The sequence below is a fragment of the Weissella diestrammenae genome, from assembly GCF_014397255.1.
Taxonomy (GTDB): Bacteria; Bacillota; Bacilli; order Lactobacillales; family Lactobacillaceae; genus Weissella; species Weissella diestrammenae.
Window position 1 is genome coordinate 271811 of sequence record NZ_CP060724.1, and the last position, 18651, is coordinate 290461.

The window sequence follows — 18651 nt, forward strand, 5'->3', positions numbered from 1 at the left end:
CTTTTAGTCTTTTTTCATCATAATTTCTTTCAGTATCAATACAATAGCCAAGATTATCGACAAACCACAAGAAATCCAAACAGAATACCCTTCAATAAACAAATAAATAAAAATTTGTAATAACACTATAGTTATGATTGAAATATTTAGAAATCTAATAATCATTCTTAACTTCTCCAACTCCTGTCCAAGTACCATTACTACGATAGTCGCAAGACCAACCGCCATAAAAGACTATTGGTATCTCTCCCAATCAGAACACGGTAAAAATCAAGTCGAATAAATAATAAAAAATCATTTCTCATGATTTGTCTTATCTGAATATCGCAATAATAGTCTCGGAATAATTATTAAAAAAAAGAGAATTAACAACAAAAAAGGGGACAAATTATTTATTCTAAAATAATTAATAAAATTAATTGGTATGAAATCCAAAAAAATAATCAAAATCACAAAAAAGAACTGTAAACACATCAGAGCCTGTGAAATTTTAGTACGCATTTTTAACCCCTCCTACTCCTACCCAATGAGCATTCTTATTATAATCACAAGACCATCCACCATAAAAATCTTTACGAATATAATTCAATCCGCCTGGCCAATCATTAGGCGTCCTTGGATCTGAGCCATCTGGTTTACTTAGCGCAACTTGTGGCGTATCCCAGCTATCATTATAAAAATAATCTTTGTATGTATACACTCTTCCTTTATTGGGGTAATCACCCCATGTATAAGTAATGACCGTCCCAAATCCACGATCAGTCGTTTTATCGGTTGCATGAATAATGTTGTCACATTTTGCATTAAATCCACTAACGGTTAAACTTGCCCAATCAGAAAAGAATGTCAATACCGACCCAGGTAAACTAATCTTTACATTTCCAATGTTCATGGCTTTAGCCAACAAATTTACGCAATCAGAAACTGTTCCCATACTCGATTTTGCTTGTTTAGCTGCACCGTACAATTGCAATGATCGTGCATAGCTCAACCCATCTGCTCCAGTCATTGGTACATACTTACCATTAGCATCATACGCTTTATCATCAGTGTGCCAATCTCCATAAATACCACCAATATTTTGTACAGATTGAAGAACAGCAGTTTTATTATCTCCTAAATTGTGAAACATTTTATCCCATTTGCCATCAACATGAGGGACTAAATCAAAATCTGCAGTTTGGATCAGTGATTTATTATCATCACCTGCGTAAACCTCCGAACGATCGCCCTTTGGATCTCCTGTAATAGTATCGACAATATCACTATCTTTAATAGTAATTTTCTTACCATTATCCATGGTGTATTCTTTAGCATTGAGTTCATCAGCTAAAACCGGTGCGATTAGCACCAATGCTGACGATGCTAAAGTAACCGTAGCAAAAAAAATTGTTATGTATTTTTTCATGAAAAATCTCCATTTTCCCGCAAATGTAATATTACATTCACAACAACTAACTAAAACAAAATACATTAATTAATCACCCAATACACAGAGTAATCAGCAAAATCATTAATGGACGATTGAAATAATTAGTTAACACTTAAAAAGTATATTAATGTTTATAAATCAATTAAACAAGTAATTCCGACGTTTGTTCTTAAAATAATCTTGCAAATTTCACACCATTTTCTATGGTCTGTTTTTCCGGACTTTTCCCGCCTTGTTTTTGCTAGTTTTTAAGGCAGTTTTAGTTTTTAATTCACAATTTTGACTAACCTTGCTGGCCTAAAAAAATTTAAAATTCGACGCTTTCGCTTTCAATTTAAAATCATCTGAATCAGAGTGATACATTAATGGATAATCTAAACGTTGTTTGCTTTTACTTTTATAAATTGACGCTACCTGTCAATGCGTATACTTTGGGTACGTATTTTTGAGGAATGTTCATATTTTGATGCAATCCAATCAAAAATCAATTTAATGGCTTCCCATTATTCATCACTAGTACCTCTCCATCAAATTATTTATCAGTCACCATATTCGTTGAATTAAAACCAAGGTGATTATGACTGTCTCCCCACTCAATATGTGTGGCCATCATAAATTCATACGCACCGCCAGTAAATCTCAAAAAATCTATCGCCCAATCTCATGAATTTTTTTAACCATCTCTCCAAAAAACAAAAAAAGGAATAAATTTCTCTATTCCTTCAAACGTTTATATGATGGGGTTTTTGGGTTCTAACTAAACTCTCGAAACTTATTTATTCGTTAGGATAAACTGCTGAATCAAGTCTATAATCTCATCATTTTGGGGTAGTGCCGAATGATCAGCATCTTCGCCTGTCACCATAATTAATGTGTAATGTGCCACCTGATTCTGATAAATTTGCCGACCCTTTGCAACACTTTGAAAAGGTACAATCCCATCACTAGTATCGACATCAGCTCCACCAACACTAAAAACTGTCATTTTTTCTGGCAAGTGCGTATTGTTGGCAATCAGATCTTTCAACATCATCGTTTGCGTCTCCCAATTTTCTTCATCCCCATTATATGGCGTCCCGATTGTCATTAATTTCTTGACGTTAAACTGTTTTTCGTGATGATACTTTTCAAGGTACCGGGTTAAAATTAACCCACCATTTGAATGCCCAATTGCATTAATTGCGCCAAAATTATATTTATTCTGTAATTTTTTTAGTGCTAGATCCAACCATTGTGCTTGCTTTTTAATATTGTCGTAACCATCAGCATTATCTTGAAATGCCACAACAACATATGGATGATGATCATCGCGTTTTAACTTACCACGAATTGAAACCAAACTCGTTTTGCTAACAGTTACTTTAATCACACTATGTTTTCTCCGATGTTGGTCTAATTCAGACACCAATGTATCAAATCGATTTTGTGATGCCGATGAACCTGGCACCAATAATGTCGGCACTAACTTAGCATTTCGAATTAATCCATCCTCAACTTGATAGTTGTAATAGGCTTCAACACCAATCGGCAATAAGGCAACCATTATTACTAGCCCCATCACCACTACATCTAACCATTTTCGCTTCACTTCTGGCATTTCCTCATCCTCTATTTTTACACACACTCATAGTCATTCAGTTTGCTCATCGTGTTTAAGAATCGTTAAATGTTCTATACATCGGCAACATTTGCCAAAATTATTACCAACAACGGTTTCATTTACAGATTCAGATTCCAAAAAAATATCACTGATGTCATTATACCGCGATGGTTTGAAGTTTTTACACACAATTAAGTAAACATTTTCTTTATCTCAGGCACATAATACATAAAAAAGTCCGTCCACCCTACAACTAAGATGTAGGATGAAACGGACATATATGTGAACGATTATTTAGGGATAGCTACTGATACTACCGGAATATTATTAAAATCAGTTGATGGTTTAATGTAAATTTTTTTCGATAGACCATAGTCGTTAGCCTCAACAGAACTCACCTTTCCGACGTAAAGCCCAGCCGGTGTGACGCCACCCAAACCAGACGTCGTAACGAGGTCACCCTTCTTTAACTTAACATCTGAAGTGATATCGGCCATAACGATTTCATTCTTCGATTGGTCAAAACCGGTGATAATACCGTCGACCACTTGCCCATCTGAATTTGTTGCGCGAATCGCAAAGCGATCAGTCAATTGGCTATTATCAGATAATAATTCAACTTTCGCACTCGTCGTATTCACTTGTGCAATACGTCCAATTAATCCGCCTGAACCCATGACTGGCATTCCTTTTTGGACACCCGCATTGCTACCCCTGTTAATAATCAATTGTGACTGCCAATTGACAGGGGAACGAGAAATGACTGACGCACTCACAATTGAATAATCGGTCAAAGTCGTATTAATTTCTATTTGATCTTTTAATGCTTTGTTCTCAGCCTTTAAAACTTGTAATTGTACCTTAGCTTGCGCCAGTTCATCAACACGTGCACTCATCTTTTGATTTTCAGAATACGTGTTCATCAAATTTCCTAAGCTATCAAAGCCATTATGCACTCCACCAATCGGCACAGAAACGACATCGGACAACCAACCAGTAATATCACTTATAATTCGACTTGGAATCGACGGCTCTTTTTGAGACTGTTTTGCCTGCGAACTAACCGTAATGACACTAATGGTCAAAATTGCGATAATAACTGCCACTACCAGTCGTCGTGATGAAAAAAATTTTTTCATTATTTGACTATCCTTTGATCTATTTACGCATTATTCCTGTCACAAATGTTTCAATGAATTAATTATTCTTTAAAACATCAATTGACTTTAATGCTTCTCCAGTGCCAATTGCAACTGCCTCTAATGGTTCAGGCGCAATGAACACTGGTACCTTAGTTGCTTCGGCAATTGCTTCGTCAATATGTTGCAATAGTGCACCACCACCCGTTAAGACAATACCATGGTCAATCACATCAGCTGCAATTTCTGGTGATGTTTCTTCCAAGGTTTCTTTAATTGCCATAATAATTTCAGCGATGACATCTTTGATCGCAGTGGCAACATCCACGGCTGTGACTTCAATTGTCTTTGGTAATCCAGTCACTAAGTCACGACCACGTGCTGTCGTACCTGCCATATCTTTTGCTGCCTCAACATCAGCTGAACCAATCTCGACCTTTAATCGCTCAGCCGTTTGTTCTCCAATTAATACTGAGTATTTTTGTCGAATATATGATGCAATGGCTTCGTCTAATTTATCGCCTGCCATTCGAATTGAACGTGATGAAACAATTCCGCCAAGCGAAATAGTTGCAACATCAGTAGTACCACCACCCATATCAACAACCATTGATCCCATAGGCTCCATGACTGGCAATCCAGCACCAACAGCCGCTGCAAATGGTTCTTCAATAACGTATGCATCTCTTGCACCCGCCACACGAGCCGCATCAATTACGGCACGCTTTTCAACAGCTGTCACACCTGAAGGTACACCAATTGTGACATATGGCTTTGACCCACGTCCAGCTAATGCTGTACCTAAGTAGTGCTTTAACATCTCTACCGTTGTGTCATAATCGGCGATTACACCGTCTCGCATTGGCCGAATTGCCTTAATTGATTCAGGCGTCCGTCCTAACATATCCTTAGCTGCTGCACCTACTGCAACGACTTCGTTGGTCTTCGTATTACGTGCAACAACAGTCGGTTCGCGTAACACAATACCCTTACCTTCAATATAGACAAGTGTATTGGCTGTTCCTAAATCAATTCCCACATTTCGAGTTCCAAATGAAAACACAGCTTTCACCCACTTTTCTTTTTAATTTTTTTATTTTTATTCTTGAATAAATGTTCTAAACAGTATAATAAATTTTATCACAAATTCGTAGCCAGCGTCCATAATTCTAAAATTGTTTTTCGTGTCATTTTTGGTAATACCTTTTGATTAAAAAAGCTATAGGTACCCATTCTGGCAATAATCACAAAATCCTGTAATGGCATTTGCATAATGGTGCCACACAATACAAGTTGTCGCGCCAATTCTCGATCAGCTGTTGATGGCCAATATTGTCCACTTGGGTGATTATGAATGACGAGTATCGCATAAGCATTATAAGCAACTGCATACCGAAAAACATCTCTTGGATGAATGTTAACAGCGGTCAGACTACCTTTAGCAATACATTGTTTACCCAAACATGTCATTTGTGGACTAAGATAGATAACCCAGCATTCTTCTTGTGGTAAGTCGACTAAATGGTTTTGCATTTTCAACATCACCCTATCAATCGTTTCTTTCATTTGCATACTCCTTATGTCAATAAGGAGTATGACTCATAAAAAGTATGACATTCTTTTTAAATTAATTTCTGCCAATCAAGCGCCCAGATGAAACCCAAAGCTTTTTCGCCAGTATGCACACCGATGAATGCCCCAATTGGTCCTCTTTCAATCGCAAAATTCTCATACTTTTGACGCATCGTTGCTGCCCACTCATCCGCGATTTCAGGATTATTGGCATCAATAATTGATATGCGGATTTGATCTTGGTTGTCTATTTCTTCTACAAAGCGTTGTTGGATACGCACCCATGCACGCTTCATTTGTCGCACCTTATCAATTGCGATAATTTGACCAAGGGGATTAAAAGTGAGCATTGGCTTAATATTCATCATTGTTCCTAAAAAAGCAGCACTATTTGAAATTCTCCCCGTTCGCTTGAGATGCTTCACATCATCAACTACAAACAAGACGTGTGTACTATCACGTAGACGAGTCAATTGTTCAAAAATATGATTTAAATGAGCACCTGACTGTGCTAAATAAGCAGCAAGACGGGCTTGATTACCTGCTCCAGCTGCAGCAATCCGCGAATCCCATGCGTGTATATGAATACTATCTACCGTTGCGCTCAAACTCTCTACGGTAGAGAATGTCCCGGAAATACCACTCGAAATCGTCACTACTATCACATCTGTATAGCCATCTGCTGCGATTTCAGCAAACTTTTCCAACCAAGCACCAATCTCGACTTGTGACGTGGTTAATGGTTGTTGCGTTTGTGATTGAAATTTAAAAAAATCAGTTTGTGTTTGCCAATCAACATTTTCATGATACACACGTTCCCCAACTAAAATTGGCGCATTCACTGCATACATGTTTAATGCCGCTTGCTCACTTTGTGTCACATTACTAGAGCTATCAACTAAAACCGCAATTTTTTCCATTTTGTCATCCTTTAAAAAATCATTCTTGCTTTCATCATAGCATATTCTAACCATACCCCAGTCAATGATATATACAAATACTAGTTGATTACCAAAATAAAAATGCCTCATGACATCTGAGACATCCTTGATGAATTATGATTCAAACGGTATTAATTGAGATTCAATTACTTGGCGCCGATGATTTAAAAACGGTGGTAATTCAAGTTGATGTCCCGCCTCTTCATAAGTTTCATCTGTAAAAAATCCTGGCCCAGACGTTGCTAATTCTAATAAAATACCTGGAGTTGCTTGAAAATAAATCGAATCAAAATAAAATCGATTAACCAATTCTGAATGTGGCATGCCAATTTGATTAAATCGATTCAGCCACCATATCAAATTTTCAGTCGTGTCAACTGCCAAAGCTAAATGATGTGGCATGCCAAATCCTGGTACACTACGCCTTAAATTTGACTTGAATTGCGTTTGAATCTGGGCACTCAATCCACCATGATTAAATTCATACAAATTACTCTGAACATCTGTTGTCAGCAATTCTGCCCTAACACATTCGTTAGAATTAAGTGCATTGCGTTTTCATTATTGATTGTCATCAATTCTGGACCAAGACCCAAAATAGCATATTCGGGCTTAACTGTGGCCGCTACCCATGGATGCCCCTGAACGAAGCCACCTTGGTTGTCTTCGTCTGACACCAAAGCATATTGTTGATCATCAAAATCATAGAAATTCAAATATTGTACGCCAAATTGTTCATGAACTTTTTGATCATGTCTGACGTGAAACGCATCAAATCGGTCAATCCAATAATCAAACGCCTGCTGATTCGGAATTCGAAAACTTGTACGAGTAATCTCGTCCGTCCCTCTTTGTGCTTGGTGTAGTTGCTTAAATTCGAAGAATGTCATATCGGTTCCAATTTGACCAATATCATCTGTGAAATATAGATGGTAGGCTGATACATCATCTTGATTAACTGTTTTTTTTACCAAACGCAAGCCCAATATTTGCGACATAAAATGAAATATTTTTGGTGCACTTGATGTCATTGCTGTTAAATGATGTAGTCCTAATATTTGATGAGTCATTTAGTTACTCCTTAATTAAAAGTATTGCTTTGAATTTACCACGCACAATATGGCTTTTAAACAAAAAAGGGACTAATCCCAAAAATAAAAACCAGTCAATAAACAGCAGTGTGCTTACTAACTAGTTTTTAAATTCAATCGTTTAATCATTTCTGATTGAAAAAATCAATCAGTACTTGAGCAGACTGCTGTCCTGCCTGAATCACAAATTCATCGTATGAGACACCCGCATCTCCGTTAGCATTATCTGAAATTGCGCGGACAACTGTAAATGGCACATCAAAATGATGGGCGATTTGTGCGACAGCTGCGCCCTCCATTTCACCTGATAGGCCATCGGAGAAATGTTGTTTAATGGCCATGCGCTTTTCTTGTGAATCAATAAATGTGTCACCTGAAACAATAAGCCCATGGACTACCTTTGCTTGTTCACTCTGGTAAGCTCGGCCTAATCCTTCTGATAATTCAACATCTGTTATAAAACGGGCAGGCTGTTGTGGTACTTGTCCAAAAGTATATCCGAAAGTTTGCGCATCTGCATCAAAATATGCTAATGACTGCGCAATAACGATATCCCCAACCTGTAAATGATCATCTAACGCACCAGCTGACCCAGAATTAATTAAACGATCCACGCCAAAATTGGTAATCAACAAAGTTGTCGTTAGGGCTGCCGCCACCTTACCAATGCCACCATTCACCACAACCACATCAACATGACCAATTTTCCCATGATGAAATACTTTCCCCGCAATTGTCGAAACATGATCATCTACCATCGCTGCAACTAAGGCTGTCATCTCAGTTTGCTCAGCATTAATTATTCCATAACGCATAAAGAACCTCTTTACTCCTGTGATTAAGTCTAATCACGTAATATTAATGTCACTACCCAAAAAATAAAATTAACCATACCACAACAATACTAGTCATTAAGAATACAATTAACCAATTCAACCGATATTTTAGCCTAGCTGTCTTACCTGTTGGCGTCAGCTGCCGTGTCACTTCATCCAATTCATATTTTCCTTTGCGCGTCAATCGTCGTTCTTCACGCGTTAACGGCCGTTTAAGGTCGTCTCCGGCCTGTTGTTTGAGTTGCTCAAACGTGGAATTAGTATTTTGTTCGGCCACTTCATTTCGCTTAAAAAGATTTTTTACTATCTTAAACACATTTGTCCTCCGCTATTGCAACGTCTGCCAATATAAATAAGCCATAATGGTTTTGCCATCTTCAAATTCACCCGAAAGGAACATCCTTGTTGCCATGTTAAAATCGAGCCAAATCATTTCGATATGTTCGTCTATATCCTGCGGTAAAGCTGATGCAACTGGTGATAATTTTTTTGCTACATACAAATGCATATACTCGTCAGCAAAGCCAATTGAAGTATAGAAACCAGTAATTTTGTTGATTTCTGCAGCTTCTAATCGGGTTTCTTCGTTTAATTCTCTAACAACCGCATCAAGGGGTGTACTGTCACGCGCGTCAATCTTACCAGCCGGTATTTCAGTCGTTACTTTTCTAACTGGTGCCCGCCATTGCCGTTCAACTAACATTTCATTTTTAGCATTTAACACCAAAATCGCAACTGCGCCAGCATGATGGACAACATCCCGATGGCTGACCTGTCGATTAGGCAGCGTCACTGTTTCGTTGACAACTTGAATAATGTGCCCATCATACACTAATTGCTCATCGATTACTTTTTCTTCGAATTGACTTTTTTCTGGTTCATCTATCATTCACTAATCTCCTCAACTAGTGCCGCCTGTGGTCCTCTAACACCTTGGATCACAACTAGTTTCACATCTGAACCTGGCACTAAATTTCTCAAAGAACCTTCTAATCCTGAAAAATGTACAAACACATCTGGTTCTCCTGAAACTTCAATATAGCCATAACCTTTTTCTGATTCCCAATTTTTAACTTTTCCAATTATTTTTTCCATATTTTTCACCTCAGCTTCAATAGCACAGCTACCACACAAACGATTAAGATCAACAATGATACAAGTCCAATTATTCGCCACCACAAGACCACAAAGCGACGAAGTGTGTAATTCTGACGGACAAATGCCTGGTAAATGACAACAGCCATTCCCCACAAGATGAAGGTTAGCCACATATATGGAACGAAAGCATGCTGCCAATTTTGAAAAGTAATCGCACCAATTTCCCACCAAATGAGCGGAATCATTAAATCAAATGTTTTAATTTGTGTTGGCATTAAATTTTTCAGCCCAATCCGCTGACTGAATAAAAGTATCCCCCACACAATCACTAAGATACCTAACCCAGCTTTCCAATCAAGAAAAGATAACATGGTTGTCCCTCACTCATTATTTATCCTATCATTATAGCATGTTCGTCTACTCAAGCTGGATAGGATTTGATACAATTAAACTATTATTGAAATGAAAGTAGGCATTATCATGGCTAAAAAAAAGAAATCAAGACTAACACGAATCAATCAAGTATTTGTTGTGATTATGCTAATCTTATCGCTTGCTAGTGTGTTCGTCGTTTTACTCCAAGCATTTATGAATTAAATAAAAAAAGCCTAGTAGTACTATCAGGTACATTAGGCTTTTTTATTTTTTGTCAGTTATTTGAGAACTGATAGTATTTTCAATCATTCTTCAATCAATCCAAATGTCAGCAACGGCCATTTGCGCTTCCAATGCAACTAATTGTTCACCACTGGCGATAACATAACCTTCATTTTTTTCAGTATCAATCGTTATTTGCCAATTAGGTTTAATCGCCCACTGCGGATATAATCGCGAAATTTCTTCATCATTCATTGGTCGATAAATAGCTACTGAATGTTGACGCGTTGGTTTTAAAGCTTGACCAGTTAACACTCGCAAATGTTGCTCAATTAAGTCAGTTGTCATCGTAGCTGAATAAACGAACTGTTCTGATCCAATACCTGGGAAAATATCGCCAACATACAAATTACCAGTTGTACTATACAAAAACGTGACATAAAAAGCACCAACATAATCCAAGGGTCGTGCAATTTGTTGAATCGTCTGTTGCATTGCCTCTATAACGTCAGTCGTTGGTCCGTCTTCTAGCCATATTTGCGTTACTTGATGTTGCGAATTCCGTCGAATTTGAGTTAATGGATAATTAATGACATTACCATTGGCATCTCGTACAACGGATGCGCGATATTCAACTGCATCTTCTAACCATGTTTCAACCAGTAATTGACCACCATCTATTAATGGTGCAACCAATCCTAAGTCCCAAGCACCAGACAAAATGACTGTTTCTGCACTTTCAGCATGCTTAAATATTGGTTTTACTGCGACTGGGTAACTGAGTGCAGTCGCGGCTAAAGCAATTTCATCTAAGGTACTTGCCAATTTGTATGGTAGGATATTAATCGCATGTTCATCAAAAAAACTACGTGACAATGATAAATCATCTGCCAAATCTAAGGTCATAGTACCCTGTGGTAAATTTAATTGGTCCAATTCGGACACAAGCTCAAATGGCAAACCTAAATCATTATAAATCACGATGGCGGACAGATTGACAAAGCTTTCCCAATCTTTACGACCAATAAATATATAGTCAGCACTTGTATTTTGTCTTGTATCTGCATTTTCTAAATACATAGCAACTAAATACCCTGTATTTCTCGCTGCTTGTGCAATTCGCCAGCTTACAAGGTTATTGCCAATAATACCGATTGTTGCACCTGGTAATAATGTCATTTCATTTCCTATCTTCATTTTCAATTTTTGCCGTTATTGATAATCATACTGTTCTAAATGATACGTATTTATAATGTAAATTAGTTTCTCCGCATATTTTGGATCAGTTGCATACCCACCTTCAACCAATTCTTTGGCGGACTCCTCTGCTGTCGATCCTTGAATTACTTTAAGGTATCGCGCATGGTTATCAGCTGTCCCGTTCACTAATAATTTGGCATGATCAACCATTGATTCTTGCCATGAATCATATGCCCGAAATGGCGCATCAACTTTAATCCACTTACCATTGACATACTCACTTGTGGGTAAACTCACTTGTTTCATCCCACTGGAAGCTTTAACCCCAAAAAAGTTATTGTATTTATAAGCTAACTCAGACTGTCCCCAATCTGACTCCAGGGCAGCCTGGGAAAGTGTAATTGATGCACGTACGCCGTACTGTAATTGAATGGTTTGAGCTTCAGGTGCCAATCGTCTGATAAATTGATCTTTTGTCAATTGATTCATCGGCAACTTGGTGACATCAACCATTTCTGGATCAGCAACTTTAACCTGTCTTAAATCACTAATATGCCATGAAATGAACATAATGCCACTAATGACTATAATGATACGCCAGGGGCGCAAATGACCAGCTCTGATAAAAAATTTTGCGGGGTGCCACCGTGACCAACCTTTCATTTTTCTTTTTCTTTTTTTACGTGTCACGATATTCCCCCTCAATCATGTTAATCATAATTTACATCTTTACCATTATAGACTAACATTATAACAAATATTTTTCAGGCTCCGATAGCAACAAAATATTTCTAACTACCGATGTGTTAAACAACACGTTAACCTTAGTCAGAGTTGTGTCAACAGTTTGCTTACAACATCATTGATCAAATATATCCACGTTTTGAGCCAATAAGTATGGTTTAATGTCATCCATCATTACAGTGTCGCCTAACTCTTCAGCTGCAGTATATGCTCTAAGATATGCCCGACACGAAGCCTTTATTTCATTATCTTTTTGATGGACACGGCCACGAATAAAATTTAGCTTCACAATTTCACATGCAAACGTTTGAGCAGAAACATATCTTTGGGCTTGATTTAAGAAACGTTCTGCACTCTCAGTTGCTTCGTTTGCTAACTCTAGCTGTGCACTTTGACGATAAATTGTCACGATTGTATTATGATCAATATTACTATTTTTCATTTGAATGAACGACCGCAACTTACTTAATGCGACCTCATTACAGAACCTAGCTTTTGCCAAATCATGCAAACCTAACCACACCTCCGTTGTCACCGTTTCTATTTCCAAAATTAAACTTCTTTGTAAGGCAGTAACTGCCATCGAAGCATTCTGTAAATCATTCAATGCACCATAATAATTCTTTTTGTTTAATTCAAGTTTGCCATGCAACACATGATATAAAGGTTTAGCTTCTTGAGGTAACCGATTAATATGACATTGTTTTTTTAATAAGTTTTTGGCTGTTCCATAATCACCATTGTTAATGGCATTTCTCACAGCACTTAAATTATTGTGGTTTGGCTCATCAAAAGAAACAATGTTTTCCATGTTAAGCTGCAAGCGATGACACAATTCCTGTAAAATGACCATACTTGTAATATGATTTTCACTTTCCATTCTTGACACTAACGATTGATGACAAATACCATCTGCTAAAGCACGCTGACTTAATCCCATTGCTTCTCTATGCTGTCTTAATAAGTTCCCTCGGATAATCATATCAGTGTCTCCCAATTCTATGAACTATTCTTAGTATATTTTGTATCAAATACCAATACAACCCCTTGATTAGTTCCTTTGATGTTCGGAATTTTACTTGTGCAAGTTTTCATCATGTCATAAATCATATTTGTTCAACAAAGTTGATTATATCGGACCTCACAATAGAATTATTAGATGTATTCTAATGTCATCATGTCTTTTTTCATCAAATTTTTTTCAAAAAACTAGCGTCATTATGTCCGTATTTAATTTACTGCATTATTCACAATGCGTAATAATCGATGACACACCATTTAAAAAAACAATTTTCAGCCACATTGAAAATACATATCATCTTGAAGCCGACAGTTTAAAAGTGATGCGTTCTTAGCTTGCATACACTAGCAGGCTCGCCTATGATCATCATTATCATATACAAGACCTTTACATGTCATTTCATAACGCCAATTTGTATACGACAGATAAACAAAAAAATGCTATATCAGCGTGACGACTGATATAGCAAATTCTTAATGTTATTTGACGGAGACAGAGGGATTCGAACCCTCGCGCCAGTTTCCCGACCTACACCCTTAGCAGGGGCGCCTCTTCAGCCTCTTGAGTATGTCCCCATTATCAAAAATAATTATTTGATAATGGGCCTGACAGGACTCGAACCTGTGACCCCTGCGTTATCAACACAGTGCTCTAACCAACTGAGCTACAGGCCCATATAAGAGCGGACGACGGGAATCGAACCCGCATTCCCAGCTTGGAAGGCTGGAGCACTAGCCATTGTACTACATCCGCTTAATTAAATTAATACATGGCATAAAGCCAATGGCGCGGGAGGGAATCGAACCCCCGACACTACGAGCTTCAATCGTATGCTCTACCAACTGAGCTACCGAGCCATTAACGGTCACAACGGGACTCGAACCCGTGATCTCCTGCGTGACAGGCAGGCGTCCTAACCACCTAGACCATGCGACCAAATTGCGGGTGCAGGATTTGAACCTACGACCTTCGGGTTATGGGCCCGACGAGCTACCAGACTGCTCCAACCCGCGATAATAAATAATAAAGTTCTTACGAACCAAAGGAGATGGTGGGATTCGAACCCACGCGCCGGTTTCCCGACCTGACGGTTTTCAAGACCGTTCCCTTCAGCCAGACTTGGGTACATCTCCATGATTAATAAATAAAGGACCGAATAATGGACCTTGTCGGACTCGAACCGACGACCGGACGGTTATGAGCCGTCTGCTCTAACCAACTGAGCTAAAGGTCCGTGGTTAAGTCAAATCGCGGCGGGGGGAATCGAACCCTCGACCTCCCGGGTATGAACCGGACGCTCTAGCCAGCTGAGCTACACCGCGAAATACAACTGATCTCTTCAAGAGTAGTCATAATAGTCGGGACGACAGGATTCGAACCTGCGACCCCCTGGTCCCAAACCAGGTGCTCTACCAAGCTGAGCTACATCCCGAATTAAATTTTTAAATAGCTAATAAAATTAGCTGATGCACCTGGCAGGACTCGAACCTGCAACCTTCTGATTCGTAGTCAGACACTCTATCCAGTTGCGCTACAGGTGCATTAAATTTTAAAATGCTGGATACCGGAATCGAACCGGTACGATATTTCTATCGGGGGATTTTAAGTCCCCTGCGTCTACCTATTCCGCCAATCCAGCAGAAACGAATGACAGGATTCGAACCTGTTAAGAAACATTAGTTTCTTAAACCAAACTACATTCGTTACTACCATGCCGACTAAAGGACTCGAACCTTCGACCCCCGCTTTACAAGAGCGATGCTCTACCAACTGAGCTAAGTCGGCAATTTATTGCCATGCCTCTCGGCAATGGATCGTCAGGGGCTCGAACCCTGGACCCATGGATTAAAAGTCCACTGCTCTACCAACTGAGCTAACGATCCAATGGACGTTACAGGGATCGAACCTGTGACCCCCTGCTTGTAAGGCAGGTGCTCTCCCAGCTGAGCTAAACGTCCAAAATTGCATCGCGACTTCCTATCCTCGCAGGAGGCGATCCTCCAACTACTTTCGGCGTTACTGAGCTTAACTTCTGTGTTCGGTATGGGAACAGGTGTGACCTCAGTGCCATCATCACGACACGCTTACGAGAATTAATTTTCTCAAAACTGAACCATATTGTCAAGTAAATTTATGAAATAAATTGAACCACCACGTTTTATTCAACTTGGTTAAGTCCTCGAACCATTAGTACTAGTCCGCTCCATGCCTCGCGGCACTTCCACTTCTAGCCTATCTACCTCATCATCTATAAGGGGTCTTACTTCTTTCGAATGGGAAATCTCATCTCGAGGCGAGTTTCACACTTAGATGCTTTCAGCGTTTATCTCATCCGTACATAGCTACTCAGCGATGCTCCTGGCGGAACAACTGATACACCAGTGGTACGTCCACCCCGGTCCTCTCGTACTAAGGGCAGCTCCTCTCAAATTTCCTACGCCCGCGACGGATAGGGACCGAACTGTCTCACGACGTTCTGAACCCAGCTCGCGTACCGCTTTAATGGGCGAACAGCCCAACCCTTGGGACCGACTACAGCCCCAGGATGCGATGAGCCGACATCGAGGTGCCAAACCTCCCCGTCGATGTGGACTCTTGGGGGAGATAAGCCTGTTATCCCCAGGGTAGCTTTTGTCCGTTGAGCGATGGCCCTTCCATGCGGAACCACCGGATCACTAAGTCCTACTTTCGTACCTGCTCGACCTGTTAGTCTCGCAGTCAAGCTCGCTTGTGCCTTTACACTCTGCGAATGATTTCCAACCATTCTGAGCGAACCTTTGAGCGCCTCCGTTACCTTTTAGGAGGCGACCGCCCCAGTCAAACTGCCTGCCAGACACTGTCTTCCATCACGATTAGTGATGCGAGTTAGAGTGATCATACAACGAGGGTAGTATCCCACCAACGCCTCCATCGAAACTAGCGTTCCGATCTCTACGGCTCCTACCTATCCTGTACAAGCTGCACAAGCACTCAATATCAAGCTACAGTAAAGCTCCATGGGGTCTTTCCGTCCTGTCGCGGGTAACCCGCATCTTCACGGGTATTTAAATTTCACCGAGTCTCTCGTTGAGACAGTGCCCAGATCGTTACGCCTTTCGTGCGGGTCGGAACTTACCCGACAAGGAATTTCGCTACCTTAGGACCGTTATAGTTACGGCCGCCGTTTACTGGGGCTTCAATTCGCACCTTCGCCGAAGCTAAGCACTCCTTTTAACCTTCCAGCACCGGGCAGGCGTCAGCCCCTATACGTCATCTTACGATTTTGCAGAAACCTGTGTTTTTGATAAACAGTCGCCTGGGCCTATTCACTGCGGCTCAGCTTGCGCTGAGCACCCCTTCTCCCGAAGTTACGGGGTCATTTTGCCGAGTTCCTTAACGAGAGTTCACTCGCACACCTTAGGATGCTCTCCTCGACTACCTGTGTCGGTTTGCGGTACGGGCAGGTAAACACTAACTAGAAGCTTTTCTCGGCAGCGTGACATCATGGACTTCTCTACTTAATTTCGATCCTCATCATCGCTTGTTCTTATAGGGATAAGCATTTAACTACTCCCAAAACTTACGATTTAACCCAGCATTTCCATTCGCTGGGATCCATTAGCCTTCTGCGTCCCTCCATCGTTCAAACATGTTCACCTGGTACTGGAATCTCAACCAGTTATCCATCGACTACGCCTCTTGGCCTCGCCTTAGGTCCCGACTAACCCTGGGAGGACGAGCCTTCCCCAGGAAACCTTAGTCATACGGTGGACAGGATTCTCACCTGTCTTTCGCTACTCATACCGGCATTCTCACTTCTATGCGCTCCACCAGTCCTCACGGTCTGACTTCATCGCCCATAGAACGCTCTCCTATCGCGCCAACTTAGTTGGCACCCGTAGTTTCGGTGGTGTGTTTAGCCCCGGTACATTTTCGGCGCAGAATCACTCGACTAGTGAGCTATTACGCACTCTTTAAATGGTGGCTGCTTCTGAGCCAACATCCTAGTTGTCTATGCAACTCCACATCCTTTTCCACTTAACACACACTTAGGGACCTTAACTGACGATCTGGGCTGTTCCCCTTTCGACAATGGATCTTATCACTCACTGTCTGACTCCCGGACATACGTAATTGGCATTCGGAGTTTATCTTAATTTGGTAACCCGAGATGGGCCCCGCACCAAAACAGTGCTCTACCTCCAATACGCTACATTCCGAGGCTAGCCCTAAAGCTATTTCGGAGAGAACCAGCTATCTCCAAGTTCGATTGGAATTTCACCGCTACCCACACCTCATCCTAGCATTTTTCAACATGCACAGGTTCGGGCCTCCAGTGCGTCTTACCACACCTTCACCCTGGACATGGGTAGGTCACCTGGTTTCGGGTCTACAACTACATACTATGACGCCCATTTCAGACTCGCTTTCGCTTCGGCTCCGGTCTTTCCACCTTAACCTTGCATGTAATCGTAACTCGCCGGTTCATTCTACAAAAGGCACGCCATCACCCCTTAACGGGCTCTGACTTCTTGTAGGCACATGGTTTCAGGAACTTTTTCACTCCCCTTCCGGGGTGCTTTTCACCTTTCCCTCACGGTACTGGTTCACTATCGGTCACTAGGTAGTATTTAGCCTTGGGAGATGGTCCTCCCAGATTCCGACCGGATTTCACGTGTCCGGCCGTACTCAGGATCCTACACGGGAGATTGCATGCTTTCGTTTACAGGGCTATCACCTTGTCTCGCGTGGCTTCCCAACCACTTCAACTAACATACAATTTTGTAACTCCACAACGGTAGTCCTACAACCCCAAAGTGCAAGCACTTTGGTTTGGGCTCTTCCGGGTTCGCTCGCCGCTACTGACGGAATCGATTTTTCTTTCTACTCCTGCTGCTAATGAGATGTTTCAGTTCACAGCGTCTACCTTCAACTAGTCTATAGATTCAACTAGTGATAACTTGCATAACAAGTTGGGTTCCCCCATTCGGAAATCCCCGGATCAAAGCTTACTTACAGCTCCCCGAGGCATATCGGTGTTAGTCCCGTCCTTCATCGGCTCCTAGTGCCAAGGCATCCACCATGCGCCCTTAATAACTTAACCTATCAACTGACGTTGATGATTTAAGTTTTGAGTATGTGACATCTTTCAGTCACTTGCGATTATCACGATATTGCTATCGTGATGAACTTGTATAAAAACTCAAAATAACGCGGTGTAATACACTGTCAATTGTCTTGCGACAATCAACTCTTGATTACTCGGTTCAATTTATTGATTTTCAATAATTTGAAATTTTAAATTTACTAATATGATTCAGTTTTCAAAGAACTAATTTTAGAGAGATAGTTCTCTCAAAACTAAATAACGTTTCAACGATGTGCAAGTTTCCGATTTTCC

The 18651-nt window shown here is 40.4% G+C and carries 15 protein-coding genes, 15 tRNA genes, 2 rRNA genes and 1 pseudogene; 1 reads left to right on the plus strand and 32 read right to left on the minus strand.

The genetic code is table 11. The annotated features are described in order from the left end of the window. Nucleotides 1-490 precede the first annotated feature (490 nt). From H9L19_RS01340 to H9L19_RS01395, 12 genes and pseudogenes are all read right to left on the minus strand, one after another. Nucleotides 491-1408, minus strand: coding sequence for a hypothetical protein (locus tag H9L19_RS01340; protein WP_187529403.1), 918 nt, complete (start codon nucleotides 1406-1408; stop codon nucleotides 491-493). Nucleotides 1409-2204: 796 nt separating this feature from the next. Beyond that, on the minus strand, nucleotides 2205-3029 hold the full coding sequence (locus tag H9L19_RS01345) for an alpha/beta fold hydrolase (RefSeq protein ID WP_187529404.1): 825 nt from the start codon (nucleotides 3027-3029) through the stop codon (nucleotides 2205-2207). 293 nt (nucleotides 3030-3322) lie between these two features. Further along, entirely contained in the window at nucleotides 3323-4171 is an 849-nt protein-coding gene (gene mreC, locus H9L19_RS01350; protein WP_187529405.1) for a rod shape-determining protein MreC, read from the minus strand. Between the two features lie 58 nt (nucleotides 4172-4229). Beyond that, nucleotides 4230-5234 carry a rod shape-determining protein gene (locus H9L19_RS01355; RefSeq protein WP_187529876.1) on the minus strand — a complete coding sequence of 335 codons (1005 nt, stop codon included), beginning with the start codon at nucleotides 5232-5234 and terminating at the stop codon, nucleotides 4230-4232. A 77-nt stretch (nucleotides 5235-5311) separates the two neighbouring features. Beyond that, nucleotides 5312-5737, minus strand: coding sequence for a JAB domain-containing protein (locus H9L19_RS01360; RefSeq protein WP_187529406.1), 426 nt, complete (start codon nucleotides 5735-5737; stop codon nucleotides 5312-5314). Between the two features lie 56 nt (nucleotides 5738-5793). Next, nucleotides 5794-6663, minus strand: a complete 870-nt coding sequence (locus H9L19_RS01365) for a DegV family protein (RefSeq protein ID WP_187529407.1) — start codon at nucleotides 6661-6663, stop codon at nucleotides 5794-5796. A gap of 135 nt (nucleotides 6664-6798) precedes the next feature. Continuing rightward, nucleotides 6799-7754: pseudogene (locus H9L19_RS01370) on the minus strand (VOC family protein). 146 nt (nucleotides 7755-7900) lie between these two features. Further along, nucleotides 7901-8590 (minus strand): 5'-methylthioadenosine/adenosylhomocysteine nucleosidase, encoded by a 690-nt coding sequence (locus H9L19_RS01375; RefSeq protein ID WP_187529408.1) that lies wholly within the window; start codon nucleotides 8588-8590, stop codon nucleotides 7901-7903. 52 nt (nucleotides 8591-8642) lie between these two features. Next, the gene (locus tag H9L19_RS01380; protein WP_187529409.1) at nucleotides 8643-8927 is read right to left on the minus strand and encodes a hypothetical protein; all 285 of its coding nucleotides are present in this window, start codon (nucleotides 8925-8927) and stop codon (nucleotides 8643-8645) included. Nucleotides 8928-8939: 12 nt separating this feature from the next. Next, nucleotides 8940-9500, minus strand: a complete 561-nt coding sequence (locus H9L19_RS01385; RefSeq protein ID WP_187529410.1) for an NUDIX hydrolase — start codon at nucleotides 9498-9500, stop codon at nucleotides 8940-8942. Continuing rightward, nucleotides 9497-9706: a cold-shock protein gene (locus tag H9L19_RS01390; RefSeq protein ID WP_187529411.1), complete on the minus strand. Its 210-nt coding sequence runs from the start codon at nucleotides 9704-9706 to the stop codon at nucleotides 9497-9499. The genes H9L19_RS01385 and H9L19_RS01390 overlap by 4 nt, the downstream gene beginning before the upstream one ends. 5 nt (nucleotides 9707-9711) lie before the next feature. Further along, nucleotides 9712-10080: a DUF3397 family protein gene (locus H9L19_RS01395; RefSeq protein WP_187529412.1), complete on the minus strand. Its 369-nt coding sequence runs from the start codon at nucleotides 10078-10080 to the stop codon at nucleotides 9712-9714. Between the two features lie 109 nt (nucleotides 10081-10189). On the opposite strand from H9L19_RS01395, the gene H9L19_RS01400 reads away from it, so the two are divergent. Next, nucleotides 10190-10306 (plus strand): DUF4044 domain-containing protein, encoded by a 117-nt coding sequence (locus H9L19_RS01400; protein ID WP_187529413.1) that lies wholly within the window; start codon nucleotides 10190-10192, stop codon nucleotides 10304-10306. Nucleotides 10307-10396: 90 nt separating this feature from the next. Here the strand turns inward: H9L19_RS01400 and H9L19_RS01405 are convergent, their stop codons facing one another. The 20 genes from H9L19_RS01405 to H9L19_RS01500 form a co-directional block, all read right to left on the minus strand. After that, nucleotides 10397-11485: an ATP-grasp domain-containing protein gene (locus tag H9L19_RS01405; protein WP_187529414.1), complete on the minus strand. Its 1089-nt coding sequence runs from the start codon at nucleotides 11483-11485 to the stop codon at nucleotides 10397-10399. Nucleotides 11486-11518: 33 nt separating this feature from the next. After that, entirely contained in the window at nucleotides 11519-12196 is a 678-nt protein-coding gene (locus H9L19_RS01410; RefSeq protein ID WP_187529415.1) for a glycoside hydrolase family 73 protein, read from the minus strand. Nucleotides 12197-12365: 169 nt separating this feature from the next. Then, nucleotides 12366-13232: a helix-turn-helix transcriptional regulator gene (locus H9L19_RS01415; RefSeq protein WP_187529416.1), complete on the minus strand. Its 867-nt coding sequence runs from the start codon at nucleotides 13230-13232 to the stop codon at nucleotides 12366-12368. Nucleotides 13233-13758: 526 nt separating this feature from the next. After that, nucleotides 13759-13846 (minus strand) — tRNA-Ser (locus tag H9L19_RS01420). Nucleotides 13847-13871: 25 nt separating this feature from the next. Then, a tRNA-Ile gene (locus H9L19_RS01425) sits at nucleotides 13872-13945 on the minus strand. Between the two features lie 7 nt (nucleotides 13946-13952). Beyond that, nucleotides 13953-14024 (minus strand) — tRNA-Gly (locus H9L19_RS01430). 31 nt (nucleotides 14025-14055) lie between these two features. Continuing rightward, nucleotides 14056-14128, minus strand: a tRNA-Phe gene (locus tag H9L19_RS01435). A gap of 5 nt (nucleotides 14129-14133) precedes the next feature. Continuing rightward, nucleotides 14134-14207, minus strand: a tRNA-Asp gene (locus H9L19_RS01440). Nucleotides 14208-14210: 3 nt separating this feature from the next. Further along, nucleotides 14211-14284, minus strand: a tRNA-Met gene (locus H9L19_RS01445). 30 nt (nucleotides 14285-14314) lie between these two features. Continuing rightward, a tRNA-Ser gene (locus H9L19_RS01450) sits at nucleotides 14315-14404 on the minus strand. A gap of 27 nt (nucleotides 14405-14431) precedes the next feature. Then, nucleotides 14432-14505: transfer RNA gene (locus H9L19_RS01455), tRNA-Ile, on the minus strand. A 14-nt stretch (nucleotides 14506-14519) separates the two neighbouring features. Then, a tRNA-Met gene (locus H9L19_RS01460) sits at nucleotides 14520-14593 on the minus strand. A gap of 36 nt (nucleotides 14594-14629) precedes the next feature. Further along, a tRNA-Pro gene (locus H9L19_RS01465) sits at nucleotides 14630-14703 on the minus strand. A 35-nt stretch (nucleotides 14704-14738) separates the two neighbouring features. Beyond that, nucleotides 14739-14812, minus strand: a tRNA-Arg gene (locus H9L19_RS01470). Nucleotides 14813-14826: 14 nt separating this feature from the next. Beyond that, nucleotides 14827-14910: transfer RNA gene (locus tag H9L19_RS01475), tRNA-Leu, on the minus strand. A 73-nt stretch (nucleotides 14911-14983) separates the two neighbouring features. Next, nucleotides 14984-15056, minus strand: a tRNA-Thr gene (locus H9L19_RS01480). A gap of 25 nt (nucleotides 15057-15081) precedes the next feature. Next, nucleotides 15082-15154: transfer RNA gene (locus H9L19_RS01485), tRNA-Lys, on the minus strand. Nucleotides 15155-15156: 2 nt separating this feature from the next. Further along, nucleotides 15157-15229: transfer RNA gene (locus H9L19_RS01490), tRNA-Val, on the minus strand. 6 nt (nucleotides 15230-15235) lie between these two features. Next, a 5S ribosomal RNA gene (gene rrf, locus H9L19_RS01495) occupies nucleotides 15236-15352 on the minus strand. An 86-nt stretch (nucleotides 15353-15438) separates the two neighbouring features. After that, nucleotides 15439-18354: ribosomal RNA gene (locus H9L19_RS01500) — 23S ribosomal RNA — on the minus strand. Nucleotides 18355-18651: the final 297 nt, after the last annotated feature.